The organism is Paenarthrobacter sp. PAE-2 (assembly GCF_026013155.1).
In the GTDB taxonomy this organism is placed as follows: domain Bacteria; phylum Actinomycetota; class Actinomycetes; order Actinomycetales; family Micrococcaceae; genus Arthrobacter; species Arthrobacter ureafaciens.
On sequence record NZ_JAPDNV010000005.1, the window covers coordinates 99,746 to 119,102 of the forward strand.

The 19,357-nt window shown below is 62.3% G+C and carries 20 protein-coding genes and 2 tRNA genes; 11 read left to right on the forward strand and 11 right to left on the reverse strand.

From position 1 onward, the window contains the following. The first annotated feature begins 3 nt into the window (after nucleotides 1–3). Nucleotides 4–1,935: a Stk1 family PASTA domain-containing Ser/Thr kinase gene (gene pknB / locus OCL88_RS04525; RefSeq protein ID WP_031216761.1), complete on the forward strand. Its 1,932-nt coding sequence runs from the start codon at nucleotides 4–6 to the stop codon at nucleotides 1,933–1,935. Nucleotides 1,936–2,037: 102 nt separating this feature from the next. Here pknB and OCL88_RS04530 read toward each other — a convergent pair whose 3' ends face one another. From OCL88_RS04530 to OCL88_RS04540, 3 genes are read right to left on the reverse strand one after another with little or no spacing between them, the layout of a single operon-like run. Next, complete coding sequence (locus tag OCL88_RS04530; protein ID WP_264961751.1) at nucleotides 2,038–2,679, reverse strand: aminodeoxychorismate/anthranilate synthase component II; 642 nt, start codon at nucleotides 2,677–2,679, stop codon at nucleotides 2,038–2,040. Then, entirely contained in the window at nucleotides 2,676–2,846 is a 171-nt protein-coding gene (locus OCL88_RS04535) for a hypothetical protein (RefSeq protein ID WP_021473188.1), read from the reverse strand. Before OCL88_RS04535 ends, OCL88_RS04530 begins: the two co-directional genes overlap by 4 nt. 3 nt (nucleotides 2,847–2,849) lie before the next feature. After that, nucleotides 2,850–3,569 carry a class E sortase gene (locus tag OCL88_RS04540; RefSeq protein WP_264961796.1) on the reverse strand — a complete coding sequence of 240 codons (720 nt, stop codon included), beginning with the start codon at nucleotides 3,567–3,569 and terminating at the stop codon, nucleotides 2,850–2,852. Nucleotides 3,570–3,832: 263 nt separating this feature from the next. Here OCL88_RS04540 and OCL88_RS04545 point away from each other — a divergent pair, with 263 nt between their 5' ends. The 7 genes from OCL88_RS04545 to OCL88_RS04575 all read left to right on the forward strand — a co-directional run bounded on the left by OCL88_RS04545 (nucleotide 3,833) and on the right by OCL88_RS04575 (nucleotide 8,575). After that, a complete protein-coding gene (locus OCL88_RS04545; protein WP_021473186.1) occupies nucleotides 3,833–4,087 on the forward strand; it encodes a cell division protein CrgA in 255 nt (84 codons plus the stop codon). Nucleotides 4,088–4,141: 54 nt separating this feature from the next. Further along, a complete protein-coding gene (locus tag OCL88_RS04550; protein WP_264961752.1) occupies nucleotides 4,142–4,651 on the forward strand; it encodes a methylated-DNA--[protein]-cysteine S-methyltransferase in 510 nt (169 codons plus the stop codon). After that, nucleotides 4,651–5,190: an RNA polymerase sigma factor gene (locus OCL88_RS04555; RefSeq protein WP_264961753.1), complete on the forward strand. Its 540-nt coding sequence runs from the start codon at nucleotides 4,651–4,653 to the stop codon at nucleotides 5,188–5,190. Before OCL88_RS04550 ends, OCL88_RS04555 begins: the two co-directional genes overlap by 1 nt. Continuing rightward, nucleotides 5,187–5,810 carry a methylated-DNA--[protein]-cysteine S-methyltransferase gene (locus OCL88_RS04560; protein ID WP_264961754.1) on the forward strand — a complete coding sequence of 208 codons (624 nt, stop codon included), beginning with the start codon at nucleotides 5,187–5,189 and terminating at the stop codon, nucleotides 5,808–5,810. The genes OCL88_RS04555 and OCL88_RS04560 overlap by 4 nt, the downstream gene beginning before the upstream one ends. Beyond that, on the forward strand, nucleotides 5,807–6,523 hold the full coding sequence (locus tag OCL88_RS04565) for an alpha-ketoglutarate-dependent dioxygenase AlkB family protein (protein WP_264961755.1): 717 nt from the start codon (nucleotides 5,807–5,809) through the stop codon (nucleotides 6,521–6,523). The genes OCL88_RS04560 and OCL88_RS04565 overlap by 4 nt, the downstream gene beginning before the upstream one ends. A gap of 73 nt (nucleotides 6,524–6,596) precedes the next feature. Then, a complete protein-coding gene (locus tag OCL88_RS04570; protein WP_264961756.1) occupies nucleotides 6,597–7,199 on the forward strand; it encodes a DNA-3-methyladenine glycosylase I in 603 nt (200 codons plus the stop codon). Nucleotides 7,200–7,942: 743 nt separating this feature from the next. Further along, nucleotides 7,943–8,575, forward strand: coding sequence for a GyrI-like domain-containing protein (locus tag OCL88_RS04575; RefSeq protein WP_264961757.1), 633 nt, complete (start codon nucleotides 7,943–7,945; stop codon nucleotides 8,573–8,575). An 81-nt stretch (nucleotides 8,576–8,656) separates the two neighbouring features. Here the strand turns inward: OCL88_RS04575 and OCL88_RS04580 are convergent, their stop codons facing one another. Together OCL88_RS04580 and OCL88_RS04585 are read right to left on the reverse strand one after the other, a co-directional pair. Next, complete coding sequence (locus OCL88_RS04580; protein ID WP_166184581.1) at nucleotides 8,657–9,511, reverse strand: rhomboid family intramembrane serine protease; 855 nt, start codon at nucleotides 9,509–9,511, stop codon at nucleotides 8,657–8,659. A 6-nt stretch (nucleotides 9,512–9,517) separates the two neighbouring features. Then, nucleotides 9,518–10,060: a peptidylprolyl isomerase gene (locus tag OCL88_RS04585; RefSeq protein ID WP_062094361.1), complete on the reverse strand. Its 543-nt coding sequence runs from the start codon at nucleotides 10,058–10,060 to the stop codon at nucleotides 9,518–9,520. 155 nt (nucleotides 10,061–10,215) lie between these two features. Between OCL88_RS04585 and OCL88_RS04590 the strand changes: the two genes are divergently transcribed. Together OCL88_RS04590 and OCL88_RS04595 are read left to right on the forward strand one after the other, a co-directional pair. Further along, complete coding sequence (locus OCL88_RS04590) at nucleotides 10,216–11,169, forward strand: hypothetical protein (protein ID WP_264961758.1); 954 nt, start codon at nucleotides 10,216–10,218, stop codon at nucleotides 11,167–11,169. A 220-nt stretch (nucleotides 11,170–11,389) separates the two neighbouring features. Beyond that, nucleotides 11,390–12,268 carry a glycosyltransferase gene (locus OCL88_RS04595; RefSeq protein ID WP_062094359.1) on the forward strand — a complete coding sequence of 293 codons (879 nt, stop codon included), beginning with the start codon at nucleotides 11,390–11,392 and terminating at the stop codon, nucleotides 12,266–12,268. A gap of 28 nt (nucleotides 12,269–12,296) precedes the next feature. Here OCL88_RS04595 and OCL88_RS04600 read toward each other — a convergent pair whose 3' ends face one another. Continuing rightward, complete coding sequence (locus OCL88_RS04600) at nucleotides 12,297–13,205, reverse strand: DMT family transporter (RefSeq protein WP_264961759.1); 909 nt, start codon at nucleotides 13,203–13,205, stop codon at nucleotides 12,297–12,299. A 117-nt stretch (nucleotides 13,206–13,322) separates the two neighbouring features. Between OCL88_RS04600 and OCL88_RS04605 the strand changes: the two genes are divergently transcribed. Further along, nucleotides 13,323–15,317, forward strand: coding sequence for a beta-N-acetylhexosaminidase family protein (locus OCL88_RS04605; RefSeq protein WP_264961760.1), 1,995 nt, complete (start codon nucleotides 13,323–13,325; stop codon nucleotides 15,315–15,317). Between the two features lie 112 nt (nucleotides 15,318–15,429). Here the strand turns inward: OCL88_RS04605 and OCL88_RS04610 are convergent. From OCL88_RS04610 to gyrA, 5 genes are all read right to left on the reverse strand, one after another. Further along, nucleotides 15,430–15,505, reverse strand: a tRNA-Ala gene (locus OCL88_RS04610). A gap of 70 nt (nucleotides 15,506–15,575) precedes the next feature. After that, on the reverse strand, nucleotides 15,576–15,695 hold the full coding sequence (locus tag OCL88_RS04615; protein WP_217376508.1) for a DLW-39 family protein: 120 nt from the start codon (nucleotides 15,693–15,695) through the stop codon (nucleotides 15,576–15,578). 41 nt (nucleotides 15,696–15,736) lie between these two features. Then, nucleotides 15,737–15,810 (reverse strand) — tRNA-Ile (locus tag OCL88_RS04620). Nucleotides 15,811–15,923: 113 nt separating this feature from the next. Next, nucleotides 15,924–16,637, reverse strand: coding sequence for a DUF3566 domain-containing protein (locus OCL88_RS04625; RefSeq protein WP_264961761.1), 714 nt, complete (start codon nucleotides 16,635–16,637; stop codon nucleotides 15,924–15,926). After that, complete coding sequence (gene gyrA / locus OCL88_RS04630) at nucleotides 16,634–19,306, reverse strand: DNA gyrase subunit A (protein ID WP_264961762.1); 2,673 nt, start codon at nucleotides 19,304–19,306, stop codon at nucleotides 16,634–16,636. The genes OCL88_RS04625 and gyrA overlap by 4 nt, the downstream gene beginning before the upstream one ends. Nucleotides 19,307–19,357 lie beyond the last annotated feature (51 nt).

Genomic DNA, 19,357 nt, shown 5'->3' on the forward strand with positions numbered 1-19,357 from the left:
GTTATGACATCGTCACGGCAGGGTCCTGCACACCGGGAGGAGGGCACACCTGTGTCTGAGCAACGCATCCTCAACGGCCGCTATGAGCTGGGTGAGCTGATCGGTCGTGGCGGGATGGCTGATGTCTACCGCGGGACGGACACCCTGCTGGGACGGACCATAGCGGTGAAGGTACTGCGCGCCGACCTCGCCCGGGACCCCCAGTTCCAGGCCCGGTTCAAGCGCGAAGCCCAGGCAGTCGCTGCCCTGAACCATGCCTCCATTGTGGCCATCTTCGATACAGGCGAATACTCCATCCCGGGCGGACCCGGCGAGGACGTGCGAGTTCCCTACATCGTCATGGAATTCGTGGCAGGACGCACCCTGCGGGACATGATCAAGGCCAAGGAACTGACGGTCGAGGGCTCCATCGGCTACACCCTGGGAGTCCTGTCGGCCTTGGAATACAGCCACAGGGCGGGGATCGTCCACCGCGACATCAAGCCTGCCAACGTGATGGTCTGCGCCGATACGGGCGAGGTCAAGGTCATGGACTTCGGCATCGCCAGGGCAATGGCTGACTCTTCCGCGACCATGACCCAAACCCAGGCCGTTGTGGGCACTGCCCAGTACCTTTCCCCGGAGCAGGCCCGCGGCGAAACAGTCGATGCGCGGAGCGACCTCTACTCGGCTGGCTGTTTGCTCTACGAATTGTTGACCGGCAGGCCGCCGTTCGTTGGTGACAGTCCCGTCTCCGTCGCATACCAGCATGTTCGGGAAACCCCGGACAAGGCCAGCATCCACAACCCCGAGGTGTCCAAGGCATTGGACTCCGTCCTGGCCAAGGCCCTGCAAAAAAACCGCGACGACCGGTTCCAGGATGCCGCTGCATTCCGCCGCGCCTTGAGGGCGGCCAGCAACGGCGTCCCTGTACCTGCCGTTCCGGCCAGCGAGGCACCCACGGACCCCAACGACCTCGTGGACGACGACAATCCCTCCACACAGCTGCTCAGCGCCACCGCCGTCGGATTCCTCAACGTCGACCAGATCAATGACGATCCCGAGCACGCCGACTACGCAGAACCACAGGGTTATGCCCTCAGGCAGGCGGATGACGATCTTCCGCTCGGCCTCCCGCCGGAACGCGAGCGTACAGCGCGGCAGAAGTCCCGCCGTCGTGCTTGGGCGGCAACCCTGGCAATCTTCACCATCCTGGTCCTTGCCGGGGCCGGGTTCTGGATCTACAGCGTGGTGAACGCGGCGCCGCCGGCACCCGCCAAAGTTGCCGTACCTGCGGTGGCCAATATGTCCGAATCACAGGCTCTCCAAGAGCTCTATGGTGCCAAGCTGGTTCCCAAGACCACGCGGGTAGCGAGCGACACCGTGGCGAAAGACATGGCCATAGGCACGTCCCCGGATGCGGGAGCAATGCTGGAACAGAACGCCGAAGTGGTGCTCAACATCTCCAGCGGTCCCAGCTCGGTCACCATCCCCAAGGACATAGCAGGGCGGACGGAATCCGATGCCCGCGACTACCTGAAGCGTCTTGGCATTACCGGCGCCATTTCAACCGTCCGGACGCACAGCCCCACGGTGCCCTTCGGCTTGGTGATCACCACCGGACCGGCCCCGGGCGCACCCATTGCAGCCGGCTCCAACGTTGAGCTGCAGGTGTCTTCCGGACGCGTCCTGATGCCCCAGCTCGCCGGCCTCACCCAAGCCGAGGCGGAGGCTCTCCTGAAGGAAAACGGCCTGCTGATGGCCGTCGTCGAACAGGAGAATACACAGGTTGAACCGGGCAAGGTAACGGCCCAGAGCGATGCCGCCAACACCGAAGTGGAGCAGGGGAAGACCATCACGGTAACGCTGGCCAAGGCGCCCGCCCCGGAACCAACACCAACTTCCAAACCAACGGAGACGGACAAGCCGAAGCCGACGCCCACCAAGAAGGACTAGGGACGCCCTGACGGTCGCGCCCGCCAGCCTCCGCGTGCTGCTCCTTCGTCGCTTTGACGCACGCTTCCGGCTGCCGGCCCGCGACAGTCAGTGCCGGCTTTGCTAGTGCTGGATCAGCGGGCTCAGTTTGGCAGCGCGTTCGGCTGCGCCGTGCATTCCCAGGGACTCGAGCCAGTTGCCGAGCATCTGGTAGCCGCCCTCGGTGAGCACGGATTCCGGGTGGAACTGGACTCCGCACAGAGGTGCCGTCTTGTGCTGCAGGCCCATCACTACACCGTTGGTGGTCTCGGCCGTGACCTCCAGGACGTCGGGAATGGAATCACGCACCGCGGCAAGCGAATGGTAGCGCGTTGCGGTGACGGGGGAGGGCAGGCCCGCGAAGACGCTCTTGCCGTCGTGCCGGACCGGTGACGTCTTGCCGTGCATAAGCTCCGGGGCGTGCGTGACGACTCCGCCGTATGCTTCCGCAAGTGCCTGATGGCCGAGGCACACGCCGAACATGGGCTTGCCATTCTCGCCGCACCACTTGATGAGGTCGATGCAGACGCCGGCTTCCGCCGGCGTGCCCGGGCCCGGTGAGATCAGGACCCCGTCGCGCGCTGCGGCGAGCTCCTTCGCTTCGGCAAGGGTTACGTCGTCGTTCCGGACGACCGTTGTCTCGGCCCCGAGCTCCTGAAGGTATCCAACAAGGGTGTAAACGAAGCTGTCGTAGTTATCCACGACCAGGATTTTTGCTGTGCTCATGGCTGCTGCACTGAACCAATCGTTGAGTCGGTCAAGGTGGTGAACTGGGAAACCCAAGGGAACAGGAACTCGATCATCAGGATCACGGCTACCGCCACGAGTACCACTGATGTCAGGATCCGGACCCACAAAGGGCCCGGAAGATTGCGGAATATCCATGCGTACACCGGTTACCCCTTTCCTTGGGCCTGGGCTACTTGGGCGGCAATTTCCGACGGCGGGCCGGCTGAGGAAGGCTGCCAACTGTCCAGGATGGAGTAGGCAATGATCCGTTCCTGGGACCCGAAGCGGGGATTGCAGCTGGTCATGGTCAGGAAGCTTTCCGTGGGAGTGGCCTCCGGCTGGGTGGGCACGGGCAGCAGCACGTCGGTTTGGCTCGGGAGGACGATCTGGTTGTTGCGGAACACGTAGGTGTAGTAGCCGTCCTTGGTCTGGACGTAGACCTTGTCCCCGGGCACCAGGGTGTGGATGCTGTCGAGGACGGCTCCGTGGGTCTGGCGGTGGCCTGCCACCGCAAAGTTCCCCACAGCGCCGGGCATGCTGGTGCTTCCGTAGTGGCCCAAGCCCAGCGTGTCCAACACATCGGAACCGGTTCCCTCGATGATGGGGCGCGTGTAACCCGGACCGAAGCGCGGGATGTACATGATGCCGATTGTTTGACCGTACCCCGGGGCTGCTGAAACCACCGGAGGACCGTAGTCAGCAGGGGCGGGCGCCGGCTCCACGGGACCGGAGAGTTCCTGCGCGAAACTCCTTACCGCCTCCGACTGCTTGGCGTCTGCCTCGACGTTGGTCCACCACAGCTCCCAGGCAACGAAGAGAAGCAGGACGATTCCTGCGGTGATCAGGAGCTCGCCCAGAATTTGGATGATCTTGCGGATAACGTCCATCGGTCCGGTCTTCCTGCGCGGTGGTCTCTTTCGCAGGTTCTGGGCAGGGGGCGCCACAGCAGTGGTTGACGACTGCTGGTGCGCCACGGGATCTCCTCGTTTCAGGGGGCGCGGGCGGCGCGGGCGGCCCCTTGGTTGCGGCTAGACTTGACAGCTAGTACCACCCCGGAATGCCGCGTGGCCGTTGACCGCTGGAATTTTCCTTCCTGCAGGATACCAAGGCATGCCGTTACGGGTTTAGTTGCATCAGCCAAGGAGGATCCGTGCCCGAGTCCAAGCCCCGCAAGCGGCCTGCCCGTCAGGAGCAGCAGACTTCCGCAGCGCAGCAGTACAAGCCGAACCCCGTGTGGTTCAAGCCGGTGATGTTCGGCCTGATGATCCTCGGCCTGCTGTGGATCATCACGTTTTACATCACCGAAGGTCAGTTCCCGGTACGGGACTGGGCTTCGTGGAACATCGTGGCCGGCTTCGGCATCGCAATCGTGGGCTTCCTGATGACCACGCGCTGGCGGTCCTGACGCCGCCGGGAAAGTCCCACCTCACCTTTTCCTGCCCGTGAACGTCTACAGGGTATGAGCACCAGGCACACCACCATGGATTCCCCGTTGGGGCAGTTGACGCTGACTGCCAGCGGGCAGTTCCTCACGGGCATTTTCTACGAGGGCCATTGGCACCTGCCGCCTGCGGATTACTTTGGCTCATTGGTCGCTGGCGGGGATCCCGTTTTCTCACGGGCGGAAGCCGAATTGGCCGAGTACTTGGACGGGAACCGAACACACTTCGAGGTGCCCTTCAAAGTGCGGGGAAACCAGCTCCAGGAAAAAGTCTGGCATCGCCTGCAGTTGATCCCTTACGGGGAAACGGTCACCTACGGGCAACTGGCAACCGAACTCGGCGATCCCCACCTTGCCCAGGCGGTGGGCTCCGCAGTGGGACGCAATCCGCTCAGCATCATTGTTCCGTGCCACCGCGTGGTGGGAAGCACGGGCCGCCTCACTGGTTACGCGGGCGGCTTGGACAATAAGAGATTCCTTTTGGAATTGGAAGAGCCTGCGGCTGTCAAAGAGAGCAAGCTCTTCTGATGGGGCCAATTCCCCCGGCACCCCCAAAGAAGCCGTTCGAAACCGTCGTCCAAGAACACGGCGCCACGGTCCTGCGAGTGTGCCGGGCCATTGTTGGCATTCACGACGGCGAGGATGCTTGGTCCGAGACTTTCCTGTCAGCGCTGAAGGCCTATGGAAACCTACCCGCAGATGCCAATACGGAGGCATGGCTTGTGACCATTGCCCATCGGAAATGCATCGACATCCTCCGCGCGTCGGTTCGGAGACCGGTGCCGGTACAGCAAACGCCCGATGTGCCCTCAAGCCTGGGTGTGCCGGATGAGAGGCAGGCGGAACTACTGGACGCCGTCGGTCAGCTGCCGCCGAAGCAACGTCAGGCGATCGCCTACCACTATCTTGTCGGGCTTCCTTACAAGGACGTTGCGGCCCTTGTGGGCGTAACTCCGGACGCTGCCCGCCGGGCAGCAGCGGACGGCATCAAAGCTCTCCGGGCTACCCTCGGCCGGCCTTCACCCACCGTTCTATTGCCGACTGCTTTGAGAGGAGTACCCGGATGACCTCCGTGGAACAGGAACCCGATGTGGGCACCATGTTGAAGCCCTTGGACTCCGGGCTGGAAGCTTCACTGGTAGCCCTTCGTGCCCGCTTGGCCCGTGCGGCGTGGGAAGACCACTCCCTGGATATCGCCTACCGGGTGGTGGAGTCACCGGTCGGAAGGCTCCTCTTGGCCGCTACTGCACGGGGCATGCTCCGGGTAGCTTTCCAACTCGAAGACCACGCGTCGGTACTTCAACAGCTTTCCAACACAGTCAGCCCACGCATCCTTGAGGCTCCCGGGTTGCTGGACGAAGCCGCCCGCCAACTCGATGAATACTTCAGCGGCCAGCGCCGGACGTTCAACCTCCCGTTGGATTTCAGCCTCTCGCGCGGCTTCCGCCTGGACGTCCTCCATCATCTGCCGCACATTGCCTATGGAACCACGGAGAGCTACTCGCAGGTGGCCAGGGCAGCGGGCAGCCCCAACGCAGTCCGGGCGGTCGGCACAGCCTGCGCCACCAACCCTCTGCCGGTCATCGTGCCATGTCACCGGGTGGTCCGTACCGATGGAACCTACGGAGGGTACCTCGGCGGCGCGGAAGCGAAACGAACTCTCCTGACCTTGGAGGCCGCGGCATGACCGAGGACGCCCTGTTCCCGGTCGAGCTCGTCCAGCCGCAGGGGAGCCACTCCGGCCCGCGTCTGGTCGCACCCGGCGCAGTGCACGTTCCCGGTTGGCTCACCGATGAGCAACAGCGCTGGATCGTGGCCCGGTTTGGGGAGTGGACACAGGGTCCGGTGCCGCTGCGTGCGGCCACGTTGCCGGGCGGCCACCAGATGTCCGTCAAGACCGTATGCCTGGGCTGGCACTGGCAGCCGTACAAGTACACGCGGGAAGCAACAAACGTCAACGGCCGCCCTGTCCTCGATTTCCCCGACTGGATGGTTCGATTGGGCAAGAAGGCAGTCTCAGAGGCATATGCACCGGAGTTGGTCCATGACGCCTCCCTGAGCGGCCTGGCCGAGGGCTACGCACCGGACGCTGCACTGGTGAACTTCTACGGCGATGGCGCGGCAATGGGGATGCATCAGGATAAGGACGAACGGTCCAATGCGCCTGTGGTGTCCATCAGCATTGGCGACTCCTGCGTATTTCGGTTCGGAAACACCCGGACCCGTACCAAACCCTATGAAGACGTGCAGTTGCGGTCAGGCGACCTGTTTGTGTTCGGCGGGCCATCGCGATTTGCCTACCACGGCATCCCCAAGGTCCACTCCGGCACGGCTCCCTCGGATTGCGGTCTTTCCCACGGCCGCATCAACATCACCATGCGCGTCACCGGGATGTCGTAGCCCGCGGGCACAATATCCCCAACGGGAAAAATTCAATGCCGGGTTTTCCACACTTAGCCAAAAGGAGCTACGAATGAATCCCGCGGACAACGGCACGGTCATTGGCGGGGACGGCCTGGCCCGGCCTGTGTGGGCAGCTTCGGATCCCTTGATGCAGGCTTACTACGACCATGAGTGGGGAATGCCTGTCCGGGACGAGCAGGGGCTATATGAACGCATCAGCCTGGAAGGCTTCCAAGCCGGTCTGTCCTGGGCCACCATCCTCCGGAAGAGGGAAGCGTTCAGGGAGGCCTTCCTTGATTTCCATCCGGAGAGCGTGGCCACCTTTACCGAGGCTGATGTGGAGCGGTTGATGCTGAATGCGGGCATCGTTCGGAACCGCCTCAAGATACGTGCGACGATCACCAACGCCAAAGCCACCATTGCCCTCCGGGAGGAAGGTGGGCTGGTTGACTTTGTCTGGTCATTTCAGCCCGACGACACGCCCGCTCCCAAAACCCTCGCGGACATTCCCACGACGTCGCCCGAGTCCATAGCGTTGTCCAAAGCGCTCCGGAAGAAAGGCTTCGCTTTCGTCGGCCCCACCACCATGTACGCCCTCATGGAAGCTGTGGGAATCATCGACACCCACTTGGTGGACAGCCATCGACGCGGCTCCTCGGGCGTCTGGAACTGAGCGCTCCGCAGGCTTCGAACCAGCTCCGCGGGCTTTGGAGAACTCCGCCAAGGCCCAGCGGGTGCCCGACAGCGTCCTTACCTTCCACAGAAAGTGAGTAACTTTATCCACAGCCGTGGATAACTTCTGTGGACATCCACGGAACTGGCGCAAAAAGCCCCGGACTGGCGCGTTCTCCGGGCTACCCGGCAGTAGTAACCGGGTTTTACCCACTGTGTACGAGGCTGTGGATATTGCAGGTTCATTCGGGCAAAGTTCATCCACCCGAGCTTGTGCTTGTTCGCCGGCGTTCGAACAAGCACCTGGAAGACGTCCTGACACAGTTACCCACTTAACAACAACGAGTCGCTCACAAGTTATCCACAGATGGGGAAAAGTTGTGGGTATAGCGGCGGAAACCCTTGTCATGGCAGGCTTCACTGCCCGCAGAAGGTCCGAAACTACACGACTGTAAGTTATTAACAGTGTTGATAACTCTGTTGATAGGCGCTTATTAACAGGCGGATTAACATCTTTTTCCACACCCCTGCCCTCAGGGCCTCTCTTGTCCACAAATAGCCTCCCACAGGGGACAAAGTTATCCACAGATGTGGATCAACACATGCCAAACGGGGGATATCTGCCCTATTTCACCCGTCGGCTGGCCTTTGCGGTGCTAACTACACGTATGTAAGTTACTCACAATGTGGATAACATCTGTGGATAACGCCGAAGCGGGGGATGACCTGCATCGAGGAGGAGCGGTGGGCACACAGTCCAACACCAAGGTCGACTTCAAGAAGGAGATCACAAGCTACAAGGCCACCGCTGGAACGTTCGCACTGGTCAAGGTACCGGAGCTGCAATTCCTCATGATCGACGGCCACGGCGATCCCAACACCGCCCAGGCTTACGGGGATGCCTTGGAGACGCTGTATCCGGTCGCGTACAAGCTGAAGTTCTTCAGCAAGCAGGAACTCGGCCGGGACTACGGCGTGATGCCGCTGGAAGGTCTGTGGTGGTCCGAGGACATGGCCAGCTTCACCACGGAACGGGATAAGTCCCGTTGGGACTGGACCATGATGATCATGACGCCTGACTGGATCACCCCCGGGCACGTCGACGCTGCAGTGGAGGCCGTACGTACCAAGGGTGGAGCGCCGGCATTGGAGTCGCTGCGGCTGGCCTCGATGAATGAGGGACTATGCGTCCAGACCCTGCACACAGGCCCATACGATGCCGAGGGCCCGGTTCTGGAAGAAATGCACAAGGACTTCATGCCCTCGCACCGTCTTCGGCCCACAGGGAAACATCACGAGATCTATCTGTCCGACGCGCGGCGGACTGCTCCGGAGAAGCTCAAGACAATCCTGCGGCAGCCCGTAGCCCGCAACTAACCCTCCCAACTAGATCGCATTTGTGCGCGTTTTGCCCCCTCAAAACGTGCACAAATGCGACCCACTTGGGCAGCACAGCAGCTAGCCTGCAGAAACGCGGAACCAGGTGACGATTGCCAGCAGTGCCCCCACCAGGACCAAGCCTCCCGCTTGGAGCAGCCCTTGGTTCTTACCGCGGGGGGCATAAGCGATGGCAGCGGCCGCAAGGCCGCCCGTGATCAATCCGCCGAGGTGCGCCTGCCAGGCAATGCCCTGGACGAAGAAACCGATTGCTCCATTGATGGCTATCAAGACCCACAGCTGGCGGGTTTCCCCACCGCGGTGCCTTTGGACCACCAACATTGCCCCGAAGAGACCGAAGATCGCCCCCGAGGCACCCACCACCCCTATGACGGGGCGGTCCGGGGTGAGGAGCAGGAATCCAATGGAACCGCCCACGGCGGACAGCAAATAAACGGCCAGGAACCGGACCCGCCCGAGCAACGGCTCAAGGGCTTGTCCGAAGATCCACAGGGTGTACATGTTCAACACGATGTGGAGAAGGAAACTTTGGGAGTGGAGGAACGCCGCCGTCAGCATCCTCCATGGCTCACGGTCAGCAAAAACGTTGGCAAAAGCGAACTGCTGGTAGACAGCCTCGCCGGGCAGCAGCCACTGCAGAACGTAAACCAGTACGCATAGTGCGATGATCGCGTACGTCACCAAGGGCTTGCCGACGGCCAACGCGCCGCCATAAGGGGCCCGGTAGGCCGGCGTCGTACGCTTTTGTTCGTTGACGCAGTCAACGCATTGGAACCCGACGGCGGCCGCCCGCTGGCACTCCGGACACGCAGGGCGCCCGCAACGCTGGCACCGTACGTATGAAGGCCGGTCCGGGTGCCTGGGGCACACCGGGATGTCAGCGGACGGCTCGGCCGACGGAATTCCGTAGCTCATGAAGGACTAGAGCTGTTCGATGTCGATGCTGTTGATGACGACGTCTTCAACAGGACGGTCGCCCATGCCGGTGCGGACGCCCTCGATCGCGTCGACAACCTTGCGGGACTCCTCATCGGTGACCTCGCCGAAGATGCTGTGCTTGCCGAACAACCAGTCAGTGTTCACCGTGGTGATGAAGAACTGCGAACCGTTGGTGCCCTTGCCCATCTGGACGCCCGCGTTGGCCATGGCCAGCTTGTACGGAGCGTTGAAGGTCAGCTCGGGGTGGATTTCGTCGTCAAACTTGTAGCCCGGTCCGCCGACGCCGCGACCGAGGGGATCGCCGCCCTGGATCATGAAGTCCTTGATGATCCGGTGGAAGATGGTGCCGTTGTAAAGCGGTGTGCCGGTCTTGTCCTCGCCGGTCTCCGGGTGGGTCCAGGACTTTTCGCCAGTGGCCAGGCCAATGAAGTTGGCAACGGTCTTGGGGGCGTGGTTGCCGAAAAGGTCAACCTTGATGTCGCCCAGGCTCGTGTGAATTGTGGCTTTTGCTGTTGCAATGGTCATGCGTCCCATTCTTTCATGCAGGGTCAACGCCGCCACTGGCCGTGAAGCCGGTTCCGCGCTCGGTGAAATCGGGCAAGAATCTTGACGATGAATAGCCCACGAAGTTTGGGGCACGTAGGCTAGCAACAAACGAGCATGTGTATCGGGAGGTAGTTGTGAAGAAATCAGACCGTATTGCCCGCGACCTTGAGCACACAGTTGTGGCCAGCGTGGATAACGCCCGCGACTGGGCAGCGCCACGTGTAGAGGCAGCTGTCAACTTGGCTGTTCCGCGAATCCAGCACGGCATTGACACCGCTTCCCCCAAGATCCAAGAGGGACTGAAGTCGGCCGCACACAACCTCGCCGACGGCGTGGAGAAGGTCACGCCGCGGATCCAGGACGGGCTGGCCCAGCTGGCTCCCAAGATCCACGACGCTGTTGAGGATGCAACGCCCAAGATCCAGGAGACGCTCAACCGCGCCACGCCTGCCATCGGCGTTGCCCGGGACAAGGTAGTGGAAGAGTACTTGCCCAAGCTTTCCGAACAGCTGGGCCACGCATCGGTTGCGGTCCACCATGTTCTGGAGAATGCACCGGCACAGGTCGATGCAGTTGCGCAGCGCCTGGTTGAGTCCGGCGTCGTCCATGGCGTCCAGGAACAGGCGCAGGCCACCAGCAAGCAGATCAAGGCTGTGGCGGAACAGACCAGCAAGGCAGTCAGCAAGCAGCTGGCTACCCAGCAGAAACCCAAGAAGCGCGGCTGGCTGGTTGTCACGGTCATTGCCGCCGCGGTTGCCGCCGGCGTCGCTGCGTGGAAGGCCGCCAAGCCGGTGGAGGACCCGTGGAAGACACCTTCCCCGGTAACGCCGACCCCCGCTCCGGTTCCTGCGGACGCAGCAGCCTCCGCAACTGCAGCAGCTGCGGCCCCGGCTGAGTCCAAAACTTCCGACCTCACCCCGGAAGAAGCCAAGGCAGAAGTAGAGCAGGCCACCAAGGACGCGTTCGCGAAGACCGAGGACAACGCCTCCAACGTCGCCACGGACGCAAAGACGGCAGTGAAGAACATTGCTGCCGCCACCCACAAGGATGAGGACAAGGGCACGGACTCCAAGGATTCCGCTCTCTAGTTCAAGCCATCGGCCGCGTTCGATCAGCAAACCATGAAGGGACCCCGGTTAGCCGGGGTCCCTTCATTGTTTTCCAGGCCAGGCAAGGTCCCGGCCAGGCAAGGTCCCGGCCAGGCAAGTTCCCAGCCAGGCAAGTTCCCGGCCCTGCATTCCCGCCAAGCGGCCTTCCCACGCCGAACAGTCCGCCGGGGCTCCGGGACCGGGTGCTAGATTTGAAATGATGTCAGCTGATAGACCCTTTGAGGGTGAACTCAAGGAGCGCGCGGAACCTCCGGGCGTTTCGATTGTCATCCCGGCGTACAACGAGGAAAGCGTCATACGCCAGTGCCTCATCGCGGCCATTTATCAGTCTGTTCCTGCGAAGGAAATCATCGTGGTGGACAACTTGTCCAAGGACCGCACGGCGAAGATTGTTCGCCGGATGCAGCAGGAATATCCGGAGAGCCCGATCATCCTGCTGAAGCAAGCGGACGTCCAAGGCCTCATTCCCACACGGAACTACGGCCTCAATAGCGCCACCGGCGACATCATCGGCAGGATCGATGCCGACTCGGTCCTGGAACCTGACTGGGTGGAGCAGGTCCAGAAGGCCTTCGCCGATCCCACCGTTCAGGCAGCAACGGGCCCGGTGGTGTACTACGACATGCCTATGCGCCGTTTCGGCCTCAAGGCAGACGACAAGATGCGCCAGCTCATGCTGCGCCTGGCGAAGCACCAGTACCACTTCCTGTTCGGCTCCAACATGGCGCTTCGCCGTTCGGCGTGGGAAACCATCAGGGATGAAGCCTGCCTGGATGAGAAGGACGAAATGCATGAGGACATCGATCTCTCACTGCACCTCGCCGAACATGACCTCCGGATCCAGTACTGGCCCCAGATGGTGTCCGGAATGTCAGCCCGCCGGCTTGAGGACTCGCCCCGGGATTATCGCTACTACGTGACGCGCTTTGACCGCACCTACAAGGCCCACAACGTCAAGAAGATGGCACTGAAGGCACCGATGGTGGTGTTCTTCTCCGTGTACTTCCCGGCTAAGCTACTCCGGGCAATCCACGCTGCCAACGCAGTTTCCGGCGGCGTTCGCCGCGGCGGTCTCTGACACCGCGTAAAGTACGACGGCGGCTGGTTCAGTCCGTTCCCAGCTCAGCTTCGCGCCGGTCTGCCCGCGCACGCCCCCTCCGCTGCCCGGATACCACCACGGCGAGTCCCACCAGGATCAAAGCCAGGCCGGCGTAGGTCCCGCCGGGCAGGGTTTCATTGAGGAAGATTGCCGCGAGGATGGCTGCTCCCGGAATCTCCAGCAGGATGATCATGGAGACCACCAGCGGACTCATGGTCGCCAGGAGATGGTTGAAGGCGGTGTGGCCTACCAGCTGCGCACACACGGTGATGGCAAGAATCCCAAGCCACCCTCCGGCGTCGAACCCTGCCAGCGGCTGCCCGCTGAACAACGCCATGACAGCCACCAAAGCCGCGCACATCCCGTAGCAAAGCGTGGTGTAAGTTCCGGTTCCCATCGACTGGCGCGCTTTGCCGCCCGCGAGGGTGTAGAGCCCTGCCAGGGCGCCGCCGGCCAGGGCGAGGACGTCACCAATAAGCGCATCCGGGGACGAGCCCATGTCGAATCCCGTGATGGCAACGACGCCGCCGAATGCGATGCCCAGGCCCAGCAGGACGGGCCAGCGGTGGCGGGTTCCCCTGAACAGCTGGAAAACAGCGATCCACGCGGACTGCAGGCAAACCAACGCCGTAGCGGCGGCGACGGACGTCAGCTGCAACGCCGTGATGAAACAGGCAAAGTGGAAAGCCAATGCCACGGCAGCCACGGCGGACCAGCCGAACTCCCGGCGGGTGATTCCTGTGAATTGCCTCGGTTCGCGGACCGCCACGGGAACGGCCATCACGACGGCAGCTATGGCGTTCCGCCAGAACGCGATCGCCAAGGCAGTTACCGAGGTAGCACCGAGCGTTCCGGCGATGAGCGGTCCGGATGAGGCTACGCCCAGTACACCCAGGGCCGAAATGAGGAGATTCACGGATCAACCTTAGTTCGGCGGGGACGGCGCATTACCCCTATCTGTGGAGGAAACAGTGTGATTGTCTTGACACATCATTCCAGTCGGCCGGAGACGGCGAATCCAAAGGGCTACCGATTGAATGCAACATCCGCTCGCGCAGGCTCCCGGCGGCGCCGCTTCCTGCTGCTTTCCGTCGCCGGTTTGCTGGTTGCTGCGGTCATCGCCGGCTGGTTCATCACCGCGCGGGAGGTGCCCGGCGGCGAGGACCGTTCCCGGGGTGATTTGCCCGCGGTTCATCCCGTACCGCAGCACGCAGTGTCGCAGTCCGGCGAATCAGTACCCCTCACCGGACGGGTCCACGTGGTCGCTGCCCCCGGAACCGACCAGCCGGCCCTGGACGCGCTACTGGACGTGATAGCCGCTGCCGGTGGCACCGCGGAGGTGGTCGCAGCCCTCGACAAGCCGTCGGAAGGTTCCTCAGCCGTCTATCTCGGACTCGGCGGGGAGGCATCTCCGGCACGTTCCGCCCTGAGGGCCTTGGGAACGGAGAGGCCCGAGGACGGGGAGGCCCTGGAGCGGGCGGAAGGGTACGTCGTCGCCACTGGGAAGTTGGAGGGGATTCCGACGGCGGTCCTGGTCGGCCACGATGGCGACGGCGTCTTCCACAGCGTGCAAACGCTGAGGCAGATGCTCAAGGCCGGATCGGTCCCCGCGCTGCATGTCAGCGACTGGCCCCTGATGGAAACCCGGGGTGTGATCGAGGGGTTCTACGGCACGCCGTGGTCGCACCAAGCCCGCCTGGACGTCATCAGCTTCGCAGGGCGGCAGAAAATGAACACCTATATCTATTCGCCGAAAGACGACCCCCTGCTCCGGGAGAAGTGGCGGGATCTCTATTCAGCTCAGGAACTCACGGAACTACAGGAGCTCATAGAGGCAGCAGAGGCCAACCATCTCAGGTTTACGTACGCGCTCTCACCGGGCATCGATGTTTGCTACTCCCGGAACGCGGACCTCGAGGACGCCATCACCAAACTCGAATCGCTGTACGGCCTTGGCGTCCGGTCCTTCGTCATTCCGCTGGATGACATTGCTACCAAGGTCCAATGCCCGGAGGACCTGGAGGAGTTCGGCTCGGGTCCATCCAATCTTGCCAAGGCGCAGGCCGGCTTCCTGAATTCCTTGCAGGAGCGCTTCACCGCGGGGAAGCAAGACCTCCAGCCGCTGGAAACAGTGCCCACCTTCTACACGGGTTCCGGCAGCAACCCTTACAAGAAGCAGCTGGGGCGGCTGCTCGATCCCGCCATCGTGGTGCAGTGGACGGGTGAAGACGTGGTCTCGCACAGGATCACGCGGGACTCGGCACAGAGTGCGCGGCGGAGCTACGGCCGTGAGGACGCAGGCCGGCCGATCGTCATTTGGGACAACTACCCCGTGAACGACTTTTCACAGGACCACTTGTTCATGGCGCCACTGATCGGCAGGGACGCCGATCTTTACCAGTCCGTACAAGGCATCGTCACCAACCCCATGATCCAGCCCTACCTTTCGCTGCCCGCCATCTTCAACTACGCGGACTTCTCATGGAATGGTCCGGCGTACCGTCCGCAGGAATCCATGGACGCCGCCCTCACCCAGCTCGCCGGACCGGACCAGCAGGTTCAAGCTGCCGTGAGAGCATTCGTGGACCTGAACCAAGACTGGCAGGACGACGAACTCACGCCTTCGGCTCCCGCCCTCCGCCGGGACATCCGGCAGTTCTGGTCGGACTACGACGCCGGAAAGGCACCTTCGGGAGATTTGCTCCGTCGCGCTGAGCTGCTGCAGAAACTGCCTGAACTCCTGCCGCGGATGGCAGAGCCAGGCTTCGCTGCCGACGCTGAGCACTGGGCTGCTGCCGCTGCGGAATATGGGCGCGGGGTGGAGGAGGCCATTGCCATGCTGGAAGCCGCACGGCGGGGCGACTCGGAGAGCGTGGCCGAAAGCCGGCGCAACGTGAACAGTGCACTTACTGCAGCAGGGGCGAGAACCCAGCCGACGCTGGCACTCGGCGTGGTGACCCCCGTCTTTGGCGACGGCGAGTTGAAGACGTTTTTGGAGGATGCCCTACGGCGGGCGCCGGGTTCCTGACCCCATGACGCGCCCGGGGTTTACACACGTTTTGTCCTATGACCGATAACCCAAAAGCAGTCCGCTGGTTAAAAGCAAAAGTCCCGGTCATTTCTGACCGGGACTTTCCTTATGGTGGAGGCAAGGGGACTCGAACCCCTAACCCCCTGCTTGCAAAGCAGGTGCGCTACCAATTGCGCCATGCCCCCATAAGAAGCAACCCGTCTATCATACCCTACGTTCAGACCCGTTTTTACCGGGTCCCGCCGGGCTCTTCGGCTAGTCGACCTTGTCGGTTGACTTGCTCCAGACATCCTTCCGGGCTTCGGATTCCTGGGCCTTTTTGAAGACCAGGACACCTGCGATCGCCGCTGCAACTACAACCAGCAACTTCTTCACAAGTACCTCATTCCGGTTCAGTTTCCTGAACCTGGGTTCCGTGGGCGTACCAGGACTTGAACCTGGGACCTCTTCGTTATCAGCGAAGCGCTCTAACCGCCTGAGCTATACGCCCCGATGCCTCATCGGGCCGAGATATGACTGTACAGCACATCCCGGCCCGATCTCAAATCGAGGCCCGGATCCCCTTCTTTACGCCGTTTTTCCGCGTAAATCCGGGAAGTTTCACTAGTCGTCCGTCAAGGTCACTCCGATGCCGCCAACCAGCGTTGCCGAAATGTTATACAAGACGGCTGAGAGCATGGAAAGGGCAGTCAACAAAACTACGTTGACTACGGCAATGATCGTGGCAAAGGATGCCACCTGACCCAGGGATGCAATCTTCTTCAGCTCAAAACCGCTGCCCTCGGAACCTGCAAGCGTCCCCAGCAGGCTATCCACCTGATTGAAGATGCCGGTGAGATCCAGAACAGTCCACAGCACGATGGCGGCCACCACGGTGACGATGCCAAGGGCAACGGACAGGAGGAACGCCATCTTGAGCACCGACCATGGATCCACCTTGCTGACCAGCAGCCGTGCACGGCGTACCTTGGCCTTGGGGGCGGGCTTCACCAATCCGGGTCCGCCTTGGGCGGGGCGCTGCCCACTCGAGGCAGGGCGCTGGCCCGGGGCTCCGGCGGGGCGCTGCCCACTCGAGGCAGGGCGTTGACCCGGGGCTCCGGCCGGTCGCTGGCCACTCGAGGCGGGACGCTGGCCAGGGGCTCCAGCAGGGCGCTGCGGAGCGCCGGAGGAAGCCGGACGCGCCTCTGAAGCGGGGGGAGCTCCACCCGGCCGCTGCTGGGGCCGGGCAGGCGTTCCTGATGGGGCGTTGCCTGATGGCTGCCGGAGTCCGCCGGGGACACCTGTGCTCGGCTTGGGATATGAGTCGGAATTACTCACTCGTTACCTCCGGTGTTGTCTTCATTCAGCGCCGCGCCGGCTTCGGTATCCGGATCTGCGTCGGTTTGCGTTTCTGACTCGACGAGCGCCTCGGCAGCGCCGTCTTCTGCAGCCAACGTTACGTCATCGTCCTGCCCGTCCTCGGACTCTTCGCCTTCCAATCCGCGTTCCGAGTTCCGGGCAACCTCGATGATGCGGTCGTTCTTGTCGGGCTTGGCGAAGATGACGCCCATGGTGTCACGGCCCTTCGCAGGCACGCCGCTGACGGCCGAGCGGACAACCTTGCCGCCCTCCATGACCACCAGGACTTCGTCGTCTTCCTGCACGATCAGGGCACCCACCAGGTCCCCGCGGTCCTCTGCAAGCTTGGCCACCTTGATGCCCAAGCCACCGCGACCCTGCAGCCTGTATTCCTCGGCAGCGGTCCGCTTTGCATAGCCTCCCTCGGTGACCACAAAGACGAACGAATCGTCCTTGACAACATCCGCTGCCAACAATTCGTCATCTTCACGGAACTTCATGCCCGTAACGCCGGACGTTGCACGACCCATGGGGCGCAGGGCGTCGTCCGTTGCCGTGAAGCGGATGGACTGGCCCTTCCGGGATACCAGGAGGAGATCATCCGATTCGCTGACCAGCTGGGCGGAGACAAGTTCATCGCCATCGCGCAGGTTGATCGCAATGACGCCCGCGGACCGGTTGGTGTCGTAGTCCTCCAGCCGGGTCTTCTTCACCAGGCCGTTCTTGGTGGCCAACACCAAGTAGGGCGCCTGCTGGTAGTCGCGGAGATCAAGGACCTGCGCAATGTGCTCGTCCGGCTGGAAAGCAAGCAGGTTCGCGACGTGCTGGCCCTTCGCGTCCCTTCCGGCTTCGGCGAGTTCGTATGCCTTTGCGCGGTAGACGCGGCCAAGGTTCGTGAAGAACAGCAGCCAGTGGTGGGTGGTGGTCACGAAGAAGTGTTCAACGACGTCGTCACCGCGCAACTGCGCGCCCTTGATGCCCTTGCCGCCACGCTGCTGCGAACGGTAATTGTCACTGCGGGTCCGCTTGACGTAGCCACCGCGGGTAATGGTGACCACCATTTCCTCTTCGGGAATGAGGTCTTCCACCGACATGTCGCCGTCGAACCCCATGAGGATCTGCGTCCGGCGGTCGTCGCCATGCTTGGCAACGATTTCGGCGAGTTCTTCGCTGATGATCCGGCGCTGGCGTTCCTCGGAAGCGAGGATCGCGTTGTACTCCTCGATCATGGCTTCGAGTTCGGCATGGCGGTCCTGGATCTTCTGGCGTTCCAGGGCTGCCAGGCGGCGCAACTGCATATCAAGGATGGCCCGGGCCTGGAGCTCGTCGATTTCCAGGAGCTCCATGAGGCCTTCACGGGCAGCCTCCGTGGTGCTGGACGCACGAATAAGGGCAATGACCTCATCGAGCATGTCCAGTGCCTTCAGGAGGGCACGCAGAATGTGCGCTTCTTCCTCGGCCTTGCGGAGGCGGTAACGCGTACGGCGTGCAATGACGTCCATCTGGTGCGCCACCCAGTGCCGGATGAAGGCATCCAGGCTGAGGGTGCGCGGAACGCCGTCCACGATCGCCAGCATGTTGGCGGAGAAGTTGTCCTGCAGTTGCGTGTGCTTGTAAAGGTTGTTCAGCACCACCTTGGCCACCGCATCACGCTTCAGCACGATCACCAAACGCTGGCCCGTACGGCCGGAGGTCTCGTCGCGCAGATCGGCGATGCCTTGGATCTTGCCGTCCTTGACCAGCTCTGCAATCTTGATCGCAAGGTTGTCCGGGTTCGCCTGGTAAGGCAATTCCGTGACTACAAGGCAGGTACGGCCCTGGAGCTCTTCGACGTTGACCACGGCCCGCATGGTGATGGAACCACGGCCGGTGCGGTACGCCTCTTCGATGCCCTTATGGCCGAGAATGGTGGCCCCTGTGGGGAAGTCCGGTCCCTTGATCCGCTTCATCAGGGCTTCCAGCAACTCTTCACGGGAGGCGCCAGGGTTTTCGAGAGCCCACTGCACGCCGTCGGCGACTTCGCGCAGGTTGTGCGGCGGGATGTTGGTGGCCATGCCGACGGCGATGCCGGAAGAACCGTTCACCAGCAGGTTCGGGAAACGCGCCGGCAGGATAGTGGGTTCCTGGTTCTTGCCGTCGTAGTTGTCCTGGAAGTCGACAGTCTCTTCGTCGATGTCGCGGACCATTTCCATGGCCAACTGGGCCATCTTGGTTTCCGTGTAACGCGGGGCAGCAGCTCCGTCGTTGCCGGGAGAACCGAAGTTTCCTTGGCCGAGTGCCAAGGGGTAGCGCATGGTCCAGTCCTGGATCAATCGAACCAACGCATCGTAGATCGCCATGTCGCCGTGCGGGTGGTAGGTACCCATGACGTCGCCCACAACACGGGCACACTTGTTGAACGCGCGGTCAGGGCGGTAGCCGCCGTCGAACATCGCGTAAAGCACGCGGCGGTGGACGGGCTTCAGGCCGTCACGTACGTCGGGCAGCGCGCGGCCAACGATGACGGCCATTGCGTAGTCGAGGTACGACCGTTGCATTTCGGTCTGCAGGTCCACCTGCTCAACGCGGTCCGTCAGCACGTCGCCTTCAAGTACGGCATCCGTACCCTCGGGGTTTTCCGCCGGGACTTCAGGAGTTTCGTCACTCATAATCTAAGATTTCCGTTTCAGGTATATGTCGATTCAAGAATATTCAGGCCA

Excerpts from the sequence above, each read along its gene's own strand:
- OCL88_RS04560 (WP_264961754.1), top strand. The coding sequence starts at position 5,187 with ATGACCTCCGTGGAACAGGAACCCGATGTGGGCACCATGTTGAAGCCC.
- OCL88_RS04585 (WP_062094361.1), bottom strand. The coding sequence starts at position 10,060 with ATGACCATTGCAACAGCAAAAGCCACAATTCACACGAGCCTGGGCGAC.
- OCL88_RS04595 (WP_062094359.1), top strand. The coding sequence starts at position 11,390 with ATGTCAGCTGATAGACCCTTTGAGGGTGAACTCAAGGAGCGCGCGGAA.
- pknB (WP_031216761.1), top strand. The coding sequence starts at position 4 with ATGACATCGTCACGGCAGGGTCCTGCACACCGGGAGGAGGGCACACCT.
- OCL88_RS04530 (WP_264961751.1), bottom strand. The coding sequence starts at position 2,679 with ATGAGCACAGCAAAAATCCTGGTCGTGGATAACTACGACAGCTTCGTT.
- OCL88_RS04570 (WP_264961756.1), top strand. The coding sequence starts at position 6,597 with ATGAATCCCGCGGACAACGGCACGGTCATTGGCGGGGACGGCCTGGCC.
- gyrA (WP_264961762.1), bottom strand. The coding sequence starts at position 19,306 with ATGAGTGACGAAACTCCTGAAGTCCCGGCGGAAAACCCCGAGGGTACG.
- OCL88_RS04540 (WP_264961796.1), bottom strand. The coding sequence starts at position 3,569 with ATGGACGTTATCCGCAAGATCATCCAAATTCTGGGCGAGCTCCTGATC.
- OCL88_RS04550 (WP_264961752.1), top strand. The coding sequence starts at position 4,142 with ATGAGCACCAGGCACACCACCATGGATTCCCCGTTGGGGCAGTTGACG.
- OCL88_RS04565 (WP_264961755.1), top strand. The coding sequence starts at position 5,807 with ATGACCGAGGACGCCCTGTTCCCGGTCGAGCTCGTCCAGCCGCAGGGG.
- OCL88_RS04555 (WP_264961753.1), top strand. The coding sequence starts at position 4,651 with ATGGGGCCAATTCCCCCGGCACCCCCAAAGAAGCCGTTCGAAACCGTC.
- OCL88_RS04580 (WP_166184581.1), bottom strand. The coding sequence starts at position 9,511 with ATGAGCTACGGAATTCCGTCGGCCGAGCCGTCCGCTGACATCCCGGTG.